The 13,211-nt window shown below is 70.5% G+C and carries 9 protein-coding genes; 3 read left to right on the forward strand and 6 right to left on the reverse strand.

Annotation, left to right across the window (positions count from 1 at the left end; all coding sequences use genetic code 11):
• Positions 1 to 21 precede the first annotated feature (21 nt).
• Entirely contained in the window at positions 22 to 3,858 is a 3,837-nt protein-coding gene (locus tag IPJ17_14905) for an error-prone DNA polymerase (GenBank protein ID QQR72775.1), read from the forward strand.
• A gap of 13 nt (positions 3,859 to 3,871) precedes the next feature.
• Here IPJ17_14905 and IPJ17_14910 read toward each other — a convergent pair whose 3' ends face one another.
• The 3 genes from IPJ17_14910 to IPJ17_14920 form a co-directional block, all read right to left on the reverse strand.
• A complete protein-coding gene (locus IPJ17_14910; protein ID QQR72776.1) occupies positions 3,872 to 4,264 on the reverse strand; it encodes a PIN domain nuclease in 393 nt (130 codons plus the stop codon).
• Complete coding sequence (locus IPJ17_14915; GenBank protein QQR72777.1) at positions 4,261 to 4,461, reverse strand: type II toxin-antitoxin system VapB family antitoxin; 201 nt, start codon at positions 4,459 to 4,461, stop codon at positions 4,261 to 4,263. Before IPJ17_14915 ends, IPJ17_14910 begins: the two co-directional genes overlap by 4 nt.
• 111 nt (positions 4,462 to 4,572) lie before the next feature.
• The gene (locus IPJ17_14920) at positions 4,573 to 5,679 is read right to left on the reverse strand and encodes a prephenate dehydrogenase/arogenate dehydrogenase family protein (GenBank protein ID QQR72778.1); all 1,107 of its coding nucleotides are present in this window, start codon (positions 5,677 to 5,679) and stop codon (positions 4,573 to 4,575) included.
• Between the two features lie 89 nt (positions 5,680 to 5,768).
• On the opposite strand from IPJ17_14920, the gene proC reads away from it, so the two are divergent.
• On the forward strand, positions 5,769 to 6,587 hold the full coding sequence (proC, locus tag IPJ17_14925) for a pyrroline-5-carboxylate reductase (protein ID QQR72779.1): 819 nt from the start codon (positions 5,769 to 5,771) through the stop codon (positions 6,585 to 6,587).
• A 345-nt stretch (positions 6,588 to 6,932) separates the two neighbouring features.
• On the opposite strand, the gene IPJ17_14930 is transcribed toward proC, so the two are convergent.
• A complete protein-coding gene (locus tag IPJ17_14930; protein QQR76191.1) occupies positions 6,933 to 7,757 on the reverse strand; it encodes a zinc metalloprotease in 825 nt (274 codons plus the stop codon).
• A gap of 289 nt (positions 7,758 to 8,046) precedes the next feature.
• Complete coding sequence (locus IPJ17_14935; protein QQR72780.1) at positions 8,047 to 8,811, reverse strand: rRNA pseudouridine synthase; 765 nt, start codon at positions 8,809 to 8,811, stop codon at positions 8,047 to 8,049.
• A gap of 109 nt (positions 8,812 to 8,920) precedes the next feature.
• Between IPJ17_14935 and rocD the strand changes: the two genes are divergently transcribed.
• The gene (gene rocD / locus IPJ17_14940) at positions 8,921 to 10,135 is read left to right on the forward strand and encodes an ornithine--oxo-acid transaminase (protein ID QQR72781.1); all 1,215 of its coding nucleotides are present in this window, start codon (positions 8,921 to 8,923) and stop codon (positions 10,133 to 10,135) included.
• Positions 10,136 to 10,231: 96 nt separating this feature from the next.
• On the opposite strand, the gene IPJ17_14945 is transcribed toward rocD, so the two are convergent.
• Positions 10,232 to 13,210, reverse strand: coding sequence for a DEAD/DEAH box helicase (locus IPJ17_14945; GenBank protein QQR72782.1), 2,979 nt, complete (start codon positions 13,208 to 13,210; stop codon positions 10,232 to 10,234).
• Position 13,211: the final 1 nt, after the last annotated feature.

A 13,211-nucleotide genomic window follows, 5' to 3' on the forward strand; every position in this document is an offset into this window, starting at 1 on the left:
TTCTTGCGCTATCCTGGGCGCATGGCGCCCCAGTTTCCCGGTGAACCTCCCAGGATTCTCGGTCAGGGCACTCCCTACCTCTCGCCGGGAGCGCGCAAGGAGAAATTGCGCGAACGTCACTTCCGGCCTCGCGCCGGCGGGAGCCCGCACCGCTACGCCGAGCTTCACGCCGCCTCCGCCTTCTCATTCCTCGACGGTGCCTCCCTGCCGGAAGATCTGGTGGAGCGTGCCGCGGCCCTCGGGCTGCCGGCCGTGGCCCTGCTCGACCGGAACGGCGTCTACGGTGCGCCCCGATTCCATCAGGCCGCCAAGCGGGCGGGGATCAAGGCGTTGGTGGGAGCCGAAGTCGTGCTCGAGCTTCCCGCCGAAAGGACTCCGCCAGCCGGGCGAGAGGATCCGCGACGCTCGCTGACCCATCCCCGCCTTCCTTTGCTGGTCGCTGACCGCGCCGGGTATCGCAATCTCTGCCGCATGCTCAGCACAGCGGCGCGGGGAGCGACGAAAGGAGAGGGCGTCGTCGGTCCGGAGCTGCTCGCCGCACACGCCGGCGGGCTCTGGGCCCTCACCGGCGGCACCGAGGGACCGGTGGCAAGGGCGCTCGCCGCCGAGGGAATCGACGGAGCTCGCCGTGCGCTCGAACAGCTGGCCTGGACGTTCGAAGGGCGGGTCCGCGTCGAGCTGCAGCGCCACGGAAGACGCGACGAGGAGCATCGCAACCAAGCCCTCCTCGAACTGGCACGACGGCTGCGGCTGCCCATCGTCGCCACCAACGGCGTGCGCTACGCGACACCTGACGCCAATCCTCTCCACGATGTGCTGACGGCACTGCGTCATCGGACGACCCTCGACCAGGCAGGACGCCGCCTGGAGGAGAACGGCGAGCGTCACCTCAAGGCCGCGGGCGAGATGGCATCTCTCTTCGCCGATCTGCCGGCCGCACTGGCGGCGAGCGCCGAGCTCGCCGAACGGCTCGATTTCACCCTCGCCGACCTCGGCTATCGCTTCCCCGACTACCCGCTCCCTCCCGGCGAGACACCCGCCTCCTACCTGCGCCAGGTGACCTGGAACGCCGCACGATCCCGATTCCGCCCGCTCTCGGCGCGCGCCCAGGCGCAGATCGCCAAGGAGCTGGCGCTGATCGAAAAGCTCGACCTGGCGGGCTACTTCCTCATCGTCTGGGACCTCGTGCAGTTCTGTCAGCGCGAGCGGATCCTCGCCCAGGGACGCGGTTCGGCGGCCAACAGCGCGGTCTGCTACGCCCTCGGCATCACCGCCGTCGATCCGGTGAAGATGGACCTGCTCTTCGAGCGCTTCCTCTCCGAGGAGCGTGGGGAGTGGCCGGACATCGACCTCGACCTGCCCTCCGGCGAGAAGCGCGAGCGCGTCATCCAGTACGTCTACCGCCGCTATGGACCGCAGGGAACGGCGATGACCGCCAACGTGATCACCTATCGCGACCGTTCCGCGACGCGGGAGGTGGCCAAGGTCCTCGGCTTCTCCAGCGAACAGATCGACCGGCTCGCCAAGCAACTCGGCACGTTCCGGCACGACACGTCGCGCGGCGACGCCAAGGACCTCGACCGCGAGCTCGCGGCTGCGGGTCTCGACCCGACCGAGCCGCGCGTCCGCCATTTCGCCACGTTGTGGAAGCGCATCCACAACCTCCCCCGCCACCTCGGCCAGCACTCGGGCGGCATGGTCATCGCCGCCGGCCGCCTCGACGAGGTGGTGCCGCTCGAACCGGCGGCGATGCCGGGGCGGCTCGTCGTGCAGTGGGACAAGGACGACTGCGCCGACCTCGGGATCATCAAGGTCGATCTGCTCGGGCTCGGGATGCTCAACGCGCTCGAGGAGGCGATCCCGCTGATCCGCGTTCACGAGCGGGTCAACGTCGACCTCGCCCACCTTCCCCAGGACGACCCCGGGGTCTTCGCCATGCTGCGCGCCGCCGACACGGTGGGGGTCTTCCAGGTCGAGAGCCGGGCCCAGATGGCCTCGCTGCCGCGCAACGCGCCGGAGAAGTTCTACGACCTGGTGATCCAGGTGGCGATCATCCGGCCGGGACCGATCGTCGGCGGCATGGTCCGGCCGTTCTTCGAGCGGCGGCTGAAGCGGCAGCCGGTGGTCCACCTGCATCCGAGCCTCGCCCCGATCCTCGAGCGCACGCTCGGCGTGCCGCTCTTCCAGGAGCAGTTGCTGCGCATCGCCATGGTGGCCGCAGGCTTCTCCGGCGGCGAGGCCGAGGAGCTGCGGCGCGCCATGGGATTCAAGCGCTCGGAGGAGCGGATGCGCGGCATCGAGGCGAAGCTCCGCGCCGGCATGACGGCGCGCGGCATCACCGGCGAGACGCAGAACCAGATCGTCCAGTCGATCACCTCGTTCGCCCTCTACGGCTTCCCGGAGTCGCACGCCGCGAGCTTCGCACTGATCGCCTACGCCAGCGCCTACCTCAAGCGCTACCACCCGACGGCGTTCCTGATCGCCCTGCTGAACGCCTGGCCGATGGGCTTCTACCACCCGGCGACGCTGGTTCAGGACGCGATGCGGCACGGGGTCGCGGTGCTGCCGATCGACGTGAACCACTCCCGCGTCCGGTGCTCGTGGGAGGGCTGTACGCCTGGTCGGTCGCCGAGCGCGGATCACGCTATTCCGGGCGGTCCTCGCCATGGGACGGGTTCGAACGGAAGGAAGACACGCGCCTGCACTCCCCCGCCGGCCGGGGAGCGGGTCCTGTCCAGTCCGCTTCCCACGTCCGTGCTCGCCCGGGACACGAGCCCCGGCTCGCGGCCACCGGCTGGGTCCGGGCTCCGCGCGGGCGCGGGAGCCCTCGGCCCGGCCACCCACTCCCCGTCCGGCCCCCCACCCGAGGCTGGGTTCGGCGATCGAAGCACCGAAAGAAACGCAGGGAGGGGGGAGCCGCGCACGGGACCGGCTCCCGCGGCGGGTGGCGCCGAGCCGGAGGGCTCCCGACGGCCGCGCGGAGGCGGCGCCGGGGACCGTGGACCGCGTCCGGGACCGACCCCGCCGAGCACGACGGCGGGATCCCGGTCGGCGACAGGACCCGCCGCGCCTCAACCGGTGGTTCGCGGCGGAGGGGGTGCCTCAACGCTGTTGCCACAGGCGGCAGCAGGTGCCTGCCGCCTCGGCCTACGCTACGTTGCCGGCCTCCGGCGCGAAATGGCCGAACGGATCGAGCACGAACGCAAGCTCCGCCGCTTCGACGACGTCGACGACCTCCAGCGCCGCTGCGGCCTGCGCCTCGACGAGCTCGAGCGCCTCGCCCAGGCCGGAGCGCTCGCCTCGCTCGGCCTCACGCGGCGCGGCGCCCTCTGGCAGGCGGCGCTCGCCGTTCGCCCGGCGGGCGAACTGTTCGAGAGAGCGGGTCCCGAGAACGACCCCGCCCGCGACGCCGTCGAGCCGAGCAACGCATACCCACTGCCGGAGATGTCCGCCTGGGAGAGCACCGTCGCCGACTTCGCTGCCACCGGAGTCACCGCCGGGAAACACCCGCTCGCCTACTTCCGCACCGCGCTCACCGCCCAGGGCGTGCTCTCCGCCGCCGAGCTCGTGGCGGTGCCCCACGGCGCGCGGATCCGGACCGCCGGCTCGGTCATCGTCCGCCAGCGCCCCGGCACTGCCAAGGGCATTCTCTTCATGACCCTCGAGGACGAGACGGGCATGTCGCAGGCGATCGTCCATCGCGCCCTGCTGCGCGAGCATCGCAAGACGATCGTCGGATCCAACGGCCTGGTCGTCGAAGGGCTCCTCGAGCAACGAGACGGCTCGATCTCGATCAAGGCGGAGCGCTTCTGGCCGCTCGCCGAGCTCGTCGCCGTGCCGAGCCACGACTTCCGCTGAAGCTCGAGGCAGCTCAGAAGAGCTCGAGCCGCAACGGCACCACCTCACCGATCCGCTCGAAGTCGCGATCGCGAGTGAGCAGGGTCGCGTCACCCTCCATCGCCGCGAGGGCGATGAGCAGGTCGATGAGCGCCGCCTGCGTCCCGCGTCGCGCCAGCGCGAACCGCGCCTCGGCCGCCCGACGCCAGACGTCGAGGGGAAGCGCGAGCCAGTCGAGCGCCCCGAGCAACCGCTCGAGCCGCTTCCCCTCCGCGTAGGTCGGCGCCCCGGAAAGCACCTCGGCGAGCACCGGGCCGCAGATTCCGACGTCGCCCCCTGCGAGCCGCGAGTCGAGCCGCTCGACCGCCACCGGATCGCCCCGGAAGAAGGCGATCCACGCCGAGGTATCGACGAGAATGAGGCTCACTCCGGTGACCGCTCGCGCGACTCGGCGACGTCAACCGCCAGATCGAGCCGTCCGGCCAGCCGGCGCAGCTCTTCACGCCGCGACCGCCGGATCAGCTCCTCGAGCCCGGCGATCACCGCCTCCCGCTTCGTCGACAGATGCGCGGCACGCCGCGCCTCCTCCAGCAGGTCGTCCGGGAGATCGAGGGTGGTTCTCATGCCGCGAGCATAAGAAATGCCCTCCACGCGCACAAGTGCCTCAATCGCCCCCGAACCAGACCGGTTCGATGACGCGGCCCAGGGCGAAGGCCCATCCATCCTGCCGCGGCCCTAGAGCCAGCCGCGCGCCTTCTCCATCGCCGCGACGAAGGCCGGGCGGTCGGCGGCGCCGACCCACTCGACCCACTCGCGCAGCGCTCGTTCGAGGCCCTGGTAGACCTCGGGAGTGAACGGATTGAGGCGCTGGATCGCAAAGTAGAGATCCGGATCCTCGTGCAGCACGCTCGCCGTGGTGGCGAGCTGGGCGTGGAAGGTGGTCGAGCCGACGGCGTCGAGCTCGGCGCGCGAGAGCCCGCTCTCGGCGAGCGCGCGGGCGAAGAGGAGGTTGACGAAGTGCGAGAGACCGAGAACGCGCGAGGCGATGCGATCGTGATCCTCGAGCGAGAGGTAGACGAGCCGCGCCGCCGTCTCGCGGAAGAGGCCGGCGGCACGGTCGGTCGCCGCCGGGTCGCCACAGTCGCAGAGACAGATCACCTTGTCGGAGAGGACGCGGGCGCTCGGCCCGAACATCGGGTGAACGCTGGTCACCGCGAGCCCAGCCTCGCGTGCGCGATCCAGCGCCGGCCGGAGATGACCCTTGAGGCTTGCCACGTCGAAGAGAGTGCCCCGCCAGCCGGAGACGGCAACGGCTTCGATCGCTGCCGCCGTGCCGTCCAGGGGAACCGCGACGACGGCGAGGGTGCTCCCCTCCAGGCCCTCCTCGAGGCTCCTTGCCGATGGCAGCTCGCTGCTCCCTCCGGAACGCACGTCGAAGCTGCGCACCGCGTGTCCCTGATTGGCGAAGAAGCGCGCCAGCCAGCCGCCCATCCGTCCGCCACCGCCCACCAGCAGGACCGACTCGGCGTTGCCCGAGTAGCCGCTGAAGTGGGCCTCCTCCTGCACGCGACACGCTTCGAGGATCAGCTGCTGCATCAAGCCTTGAGCCAGCTCCGGGCCGAGGCCCAGCTCGCGCGCCTGCTCGCCGGCGCGGGCCAGCACCCGTTTCTCGACTTCGAAGTCGCGCAGCGGAATCGCTGCCGCACGCTTCGCCTCGCCGACCTCGCGCGCCAGCTCCATCCGCTCCGCCACCAGCGCCAGCAGCGCAGCGTCCAGTCTGCGGATGCGGTGCCTCAGCGCCTCGAGCCGCGGATCGGAAGCTTCGCTGTCGGGGATCGCCATCGCCTTCACCTCTCGCGGCTCGCGAGCCTAGCACCGGGCGGAGCGCTAGACTTGCTCGGCTGGCGGTCGAAAGGAAGCGAGGTCTGTCGATGAAGAAGGCGACGATCGCGGTGCTCGGCGCGGGCACCATGGGGCAGGTGATCCTGAAAGGACTCCTGAGTGCGGGGCATCCGAAGTCCTCGCTGCGAGCGACCGTACGCACCCGCGAGACGGCAGCGGCTCTCGAGCGCGATCTCGGCATCATCGTCACCACCGACAACGTCGCCGCCGCCCGCGGCGCCGATGTCGTCATCCTCTCGCTCAAGCCCAAGACGCTGGCGCCGGTCGCACGCGCTCTCGCCGAGGCCGGGGCCGTCGGCAAGCGGTCGCTGGTGGTCTCCATCGCCGCCGGCGTCGGCCTCGCCAGCCTCGAGGCCGCGCTCGGCGACACCGCCGCGGTCATCCGGGCGATGCCGAACACGCCCTGCTCGGTGGGCTGCGGCACGACGGTGCTCTCCCCCGGGAAGAAGGTCACTCGCGCTCAGATCCGCATCGCCACGGCGCTCTTCGAGCCGCTCGGTCGCGTCCTCGAGCTCCCCGAACAGCACATGGACACGGTCACCGGCCTCTCGGCCAGCGGACCCGCCTTCGTCTACGTCATCCTGGAGGCGCTGGCAGATGGCGGCGTGGCGCGCGGCCTGCCGCGCAAGGTCGCCATCGAGATGGCGGCTCAGATGGTCTACGGGGCGGCGGCGATGGTGCTGCGCAGCGGCCGCCACCCCGCCGCGCTGAAGGACGACGTGACGACACCGGCCGGCTGCACGATCGCCGGCATTCTGGCGCTCGAGGACGGCCGTATCCGTAGCGTGCTCTCACGCGCTGTCGAAATCGCCAGCGTCCGCGCCGGCGAGCTCGGCCGTACCGGCTGATCCGCGGCGGGTCCGAAGGGGCCCGCCTTCGCGGACGCCTTCTCTCGGAGCGGGGGGGGGGGGGGGGGGGGGGGGGGGGGGGGGGGGGGGGGGGGGGGGGGGGGGGGGGGGGGGGGGGGGGGGGGGGGGGGGGGGGGGGCCGGGGGGGGGGGGGCGGGGGGGGGGGGGGGGGGGGGGGGGGGGGCGGGGCCCGCCGCGGCCAGCGCCGGGGGCCGGGCCCGGCCCCGCGCCCCCCGGGGGGGGGGGGGGGGGGGGGGGGGGGGCCGGCGCACCAAACAGAACGGGGAGGTCCGAAGGACCTCCCCGTCGATCGTCCAGGCCACCGCGAGGCGACCGTGCGTGGCCTCAGAGGCTCGGACGATAGGTCGAGACCATCTGCTGCATGCGAGCCTTCTGGCCGGCCGAGAAGGTATTCATGCAGGAGTCGTCGGTGTAGTCCATGAAGTTCTTGATCGGGTCGGCCCCGGTCGACGTGCAGGTGTCGCGACCGGTCGGGCAGCCGTACGCTGCGCTCGCCTCGGCCGGCGTGTCGCTGACGCTGTCGCCCGGCGAGGCGCAACCACCCTGGAAGGTGTGGTAGAGGCCGAGATAGTGCCCGATCTCGTGGGTGGCCGTGTCACCGAGGTTGTAGGGAGAGGCGGTGCCGCCCGGCAGCGACTCGGCCATCAGCACGACGCCATGCCAGTAGCTCGACTCGGCGTACGAGTTCGGGAAGACCGCGTATCCGAGGATTCCGCCCGACGGCGCACACGAGTAGATGTTGAGGTTGTGCGCCGGATCGATGGCGAGAGCCTGCTTCATCTTCGACTCGCTCGAGCCATAGCACTTGGTGTACCAGGTGCTGTTCGTCGTCCGGTCGGTGCCGGCGAGATAGAACTGGAATCCGGTCCCGGCATACGCCGCGTTGAGAACGCTGATCTGGCTGGTGATCATGCTGTCCGGGATGTTCCCCTGGCTGCGCGCCGTTCCCGAGCGGACGACGTGCCAGCGGATCGGGATGTTCCACGAGACGGCCTCGGAGGCGTCGTTGCCGTACAGCCGCGTGAACTGAGCCAGTGCGGCGTTCACCTCGGCCACTTCCCGCTCGCTCGGGTTCACGACGGCGCAGCGCTGACCGCGCTCGACCTGCCCCTCGGTTCCGAGGAAGTGGATGTCCTGCGCACCCGCCATGGTGGCGAGCAGCAGTGCGACGGCGCTCACTCCGATCGACTTCTTCACGTGGACGACCTCCCTGGAATCGAGCAGGTGGGGCGTGGCGCGAGCTCCCCGGATGGGTGTTCCGCTGTCGGCCCCGGATCTTGGCGCGGATCACTTGAGCAACCGGCGTGCCACGTCGTTCTCGGCAGGCTCGCCCCGGGGCGACCCACGGGAGAGGCGCTCAGCGGCGGAAAACGGGCGATCTTCCGGGCTTCGTGGGTCATTCGTCGAGCAGGCCCGGGTCGCCTCGCGACCCTCCGGCTCAGATACTGACCCGAGAGGTGCGGATCGGAGCTCCGGGGAATGCCGCGACGAGCTCCTCTTGCGACAGCTCGCGACTGCCGCCCGGAGGGAGGTCGCCGAGGGTGATCCCGCCAAATGCCACCCGTTTCAGCCGCGCGACCTCATGCCCGAGCGACGCGAAGAGCCGGCGAACTTCGCGATTGCGCCCCTCCCGTAGCACGACAACCAGATGACTCTCGCGCCGGGAGCGCTTGCGAACCACGACGCTTGCCGCCGCGAGCCGCTCCCCGTCGCTGTCGACTCCGTCCTGCGCCCGCCTCGCCGCGGCATCCGAGACCTCACCGCGAACGGTGACGAGGTAGGTGCGATCGACTTCATGGGCCGGATCGCAGAGCCAGTCGGACAGTCGGGTGTCGTTGGTCAGGAGCAACAGGCCTGACGTTGCCCAGTCGAGCCGGCCGACCGGGGCCAGGTACCCCCGCGAGAGGTCCACCAGGTCGAGAACCGACCGGCGTCCCTGCGGATCGCGAGCCGTCGTCACCACCCCTCGTGGTTTGTGAAGCAGCACGGTCCGCCAAGCCGGGCGCTCGAGCCGCTTCCCGTCGAGAGAAAGACTCAGCCGCTCCGGCACCACTGGCGACGCGGGATCGAGGAGGATCGAGCCGCCCACGCTCAGTCGTCCGGCAAGAATCCACTCGCGCGCTTCACGACGCGACGCCAGTCCGAGCTTCGACAGGGCGCGCTCGAGCGAGACCTGGCCGGGGCGGTGCGTACGGGACGCCATGCCGATGATTCTAGGCATCGAACCTCCCGACTGTGGGAAAATCCGGCGACCCGGACCCGGGCCTTCGCTCCGATGCCGGGCCCCCTTCCCATCCGAGGAGACTTCTCCGATGAATACGCAGGACTACATCGCTCTCGAAGAGCGCTTCGGCGCCCACAACTACCACCCGCTCGACGTCGTGATCAACCGCGCCGAGGGGGTCTGGGTGTGGGACGTCGAAGGTCGCAAGTACCTCGATTTCCTCGCCGCCTACTCCGCCGTCAATCAGGGGCACTGTCACCCGCGAATCCTCAAGGCACTCGTCGAGCAGAGCTGCCGCGTCGCCCTGACCTCGCGCGCCTTCCGCAACGATCAGCTCGGACTCTTCTACCAGGAGATCTGCGAGCTCGCCGGCTACCAGAAGTTCCTGCCGATGAACACCGGCGCCGAGGCCGTCGAGACGGCGATCAAGGCCGCGCGCAAGTGGGCCTACAAGGTCAAGGGCGTCTCCGCGGACAAAGCGGAGATCCTCGTCTTCCACAACAACTTCCACGGCCGGACCACGACGATCGTCGGGTTCTCCTCCGAAGACCAGTACCGCGACGGCTTCGGCCCCTTCCCCACCGGCTTCCGTCTCCTCCCCTACGGCGACGCCGAGGCGGTGGCGGCCGCGATGAACCCGAATGTCGCGGCCGTGCTCGTCGAGCCGATCCAGGGCGAGGGCGGCATCATCGTGCCCCCGGCCGGCTACCTTCAGCGGCTGCGCGAGCTGACCCGCGAGCATCATGCCCTGCTGATCGCCGACGAGATTCAGGCCGGCCTCGGCCGCACCGGCAAGCTCTTCGCCTTCGAGCACGAAGGGATCCGTCCGGACATCGTCATCGTCGGCAAGGCGCTCTCCGGCGGCCTCTACCCGGTCTCCGGCATCCTCGCCGACGACGCGGTGATGGGGGTCTTCCATCCGGGCGATCACGGCTCGACCTACGGCGGCAACCCGGTGGCGGCCGCGGTGGCGCGCGTCGCCTTGCGCGTGCTCGTCGAGGAGAACCTCGTCGACAACTCGGCGCGGCTGGGCGAGTACTTCATCGGCAAGCTGCGGGCGATCGGGTCGCCGCACGTCAAGGAGATCCGCGGCAAGGGGCTGTGGATCGGCATCGAGCTGCATCCGGAGGCCGGTGGCGCACGGCGCTTCAGCGAGCTTCTCCAGGCCGAGGGCCTGCTCTGCAAGGAGACCCATACCCACACGATCCGCATCGCACCGCCGCTCGTCATCCGGCGTGAGGAGATCGACTGGGCCCTCGAGCGGCTGGCAAAGGTACTGACGGCACCGGTCACCGCCAGCTGAGCGGTCGGGCGACCCCGGCCATCGCGATGACCGGGGTCGCCGCTCGCTCCGCTCGACGGCGCCATCCCCCGGCGTTCTCGAGCGACCTCTCCTCTTCTACCAGGAGACCTCGAACTCCCTCGGCCGTCCGTCCCGGTCGAGGTAGCGGAGATACCCTTCGCGTCGGCCGAAGAGGTAGAGGTCGCGGAGGATCTCGACGTCGTGTCGGCAGTACTCCTCGACGAGATCCATCCGCCCTTGCTTGACCCATTCGAGGCTCTGCAAGCCGTCGGCCGACTTGGCGGCGCCGAGCGTTTCGCGGGCGAGATGGTCGAGCCCAAGACGGTGGCCGAGACGCTGAACCACCTCGTCCAACAGGTCCAGCGTCGGCAAGGTGCGGGCGTAGTCCTCTCCCGTGTAGCCGGAGAGAACCTGGTAGTCGAACCGCCGGATGTTGAAGCCGACCACCTGGGTGGCCGCGCGCAGGGTCGCCACCAGGGCTCCGACCTGCCCCTCGCGAAAGACCTCGAATCGACCCTCTTCGAGGTGGCACACGACGGCGACGGCAAGGCCCATCCGGTGCGCTTTGCCCCAGCCACCGACCTCCGCCGCCGAGCGCAGCGTCTCGACATCGAAGAGCACGGTGCGGCGCTCTGCGAGGTCTCCGCGATCGGCCTCGCTTGCCGAATCCGCTCGAGTCGCCACTTCCGTCACACGGGGTGGGTCGACCGCCGAAGTCCCCCGGGGCTCCGCCGGATCCGATCGTGCCGCCCTCGAGATCCCCTGCCCGGCCAAGCCGAGGTCGAAACGCACCTCGAGCGGCGCGGCTCTCTCTTCCCCCAGCCAGAAGTCGAGCGCCACCGAAGCACCTTGCTTGTCGAGCGGACGATTTCCGTTGCCGCACTTCGGCGACTGGACGCAGGCCGGGCAGCCTTCGTCGCACGGACAGCGCCCGAGCAGCTCGCGGACGCGGCCGAGGAGCTCGGGAAGGTCGGCGAAGCCGCGTTCGGCGAGCCCGACCCCTCCGGGATGCCCCTCGTAGACGAACACCGCGGCGCCGCCGATCTGCGGGTGAAACGGCGTCGAGATCCCCCCGAGATCGTTGCGATCACAGAGTGCCAGCAACGGGAGCAGCGAGATCGTCGCGTGCTCGGCGGCATGTAGCGCTCCGACGACGTGGCGCCCGGCTTCGCGCAGGCGGACTTCGAGCTCCGGCGGCGCGACCCAGAACAGGCCGTGCGGCTCGAACTCCACCGGCGGGAGCTCGAGCGGACACTGCTCGACGACCTCTTGCGTGAAGATCCGTTTCCGCTCGTAGCCGACGACTCTCTCGCGCACGCGCAGGCGGGCGAGCCATGCCTGCAGACCGCCCTGGTGCCGCGTGTCGAGCAGCTCGAGAATCTCCGTTTCCTTCTCCGAAAGCGCCGCGGTGTAGTGCTCGACCTCCACGCGCCGGACGACGACCGTCCGTTCGCCGATGCGCAGCTCGCTGACGGTCCACTGCCGTCCGCCGTGCAGATAGATCGCCCCGGGATGGCACTCGTGGAAGACTCGGACGCCGTCGATCGAACCGATGCGGCGACCGTCCGAGCCATCCACGATGGCGTAGCTTGCGCCGCTCCCGCGGAGATTGACCGCACGGTGCGGGGCTTTCCGGACCGCGACCAGCCCACCGCCCGCGGCGGCACGGAGGCGCTGCTCTCCCGCCAGACGGGTCAGCAGGGCCTGATGACGGAACAGATACGGCTGTTCGCGCTCCGGCTCGAGCGGCATCTCGCCGGCAGCACAGAGCAGATGCGCACGGGCGACCGCCGAGTTGCCGGGATCGAGCACGATGCGCTCGCACGGCCGCTCGAGCAGGGCCTCCGGGTGGTCGAGCAGGTACTGGTCGAGCGCATCCGGCAGCGCGACGAGCGCGGTCAGCGACTCCCGGCTCGCCCTTCCCACCCGACCCGAGCGCTGCCAGGTCGCCATGACACTGCCGGGATAGCCGACGAGTATGCACGCATCGAGCCCGCCGATGTCGATCCCGAGCTCGAGCGCCGAGGTCGCGATGACCCCCTGAAGCTCGCCGGAGAGCAGGGCCCCTTCGATCCGTCGCCGCTCCTCGGGAAGAAACCCCGCCCGGTAGCTCGAGACGCGACCCGCCAGATCTCGATCCTGTTGGCGAAGCCAGGTGTGCAGGAGCTCCGTGGCCCGTCGCGCCTTGGTGAAGACGATGACCCGCTGCTCCCGTCGAAGGAGCTCGACGAGGAGGGCGAGCGCCGCCGAGTACGGACTGCCGCTCGGTCGCATCAGCAGGATGTGGCGACCCGACCGCGGAGCGCCGGAGTGCTCGACCACCGCGAACGGCTCGCCGACCAACGACTCGGCGAATCGTCCCGGATCGCTGGCCGTCGCCGAGGCGGCGATCACGATCGGATCGCCGCCGAGGGCGCGAGAGAGCCGCAGCAGCCGGCGCAGGACGTGGTGGACGTGCGCACCGAACAGCCCGCGGTAGACGTGCAACTCGTCGACGACGATCCACTTCAGCTCGCGGAGAAAACCCTCCCACTTGCTCCACGAGGCGAGAATGCCGGCGTGGAGCATGTCGGGGTTGGTGATGAGCGCGCGCGGTGGTTGACGCCGTAACTTCGCACGCTCACCGGCAGGGGTGTCTCCGTCGTAGACCGCGCAGCTGACTTCCGCCGACAGACCGGCTGCACCCGCCAGGGTCTCGAGCTTGCTTCGCTGGTCCTGTCCGAGCGCCTTGAGGGGAAAGAGGAAGAGCGCTCGACCCGATCCGCCCGCCGCTCCCTCGAGCAGCAGAGGAAGCTGAAAGACCAGCGACTTGCCCGACGCCGTCGGCGTCGCAATGAGAACGTGACGCCCCGCGGCGACCTGTTCGAGCGCGGCGACCTGGTGACTCCAGAGCGGGGAGATCCCCAGCCCGGAGAGGGCTCCGGCGATCGCCTCCGGGAGCCGCAGCGACAACTCGGCGGTCTCGGCCTCGTGCCCCGGAAGGAACGCCGCGTGGGCGACCTGCGGCCCCAGGCGGGGATGGCGCCGCAGCTCCTCGACCAGGGGGCCGAGCTCGGGGACCGGAAGACCCAGCATG

Source organism: Holophagales bacterium (genome assembly GCA_016699405.1).
In the GTDB taxonomy this organism is placed as follows: Bacteria; Acidobacteriota; Thermoanaerobaculia; order Multivoradales; family JAGPDF01; genus JAAYLR01.

Excerpts from the sequence above, each read along its gene's own strand:
- IPJ17_14905 (QQR72775.1), top strand. The coding sequence starts at position 22 with ATGGCGCCCCAGTTTCCCGGTGAACCTCCCAGGATTCTCGGTCAGGGC.
- IPJ17_14915 (QQR72777.1), bottom strand. The coding sequence starts at position 4,461 with ATGAGAACCACCCTCGATCTCCCGGACGACCTGCTGGAGGAGGCGCGG.
- IPJ17_14920 (QQR72778.1), bottom strand. The coding sequence starts at position 5,679 with ATGGCGATCCCCGACAGCGAAGCTTCCGATCCGCGGCTCGAGGCGCTG.
- proC (QQR72779.1), top strand. The coding sequence starts at position 5,769 with ATGAAGAAGGCGACGATCGCGGTGCTCGGCGCGGGCACCATGGGGCAG.
- IPJ17_14930 (QQR76191.1), bottom strand. The coding sequence starts at position 7,757 with ATGGCGGGTGCGCAGGACATCCACTTCCTCGGAACCGAGGGGCAGGTC.
- IPJ17_14935 (QQR72780.1), bottom strand. The coding sequence starts at position 8,811 with ATGGCGTCCCGTACGCACCGCCCCGGCCAGGTCTCGCTCGAGCGCGCC.
- rocD (QQR72781.1), top strand. The coding sequence starts at position 8,921 with ATGAATACGCAGGACTACATCGCTCTCGAAGAGCGCTTCGGCGCCCAC.
- IPJ17_14945 (QQR72782.1), bottom strand. The coding sequence starts at position 13,210 with ATGCTGGGTCTTCCGGTCCCCGAGCTCGGCCCCCTGGTCGAGGAGCTG.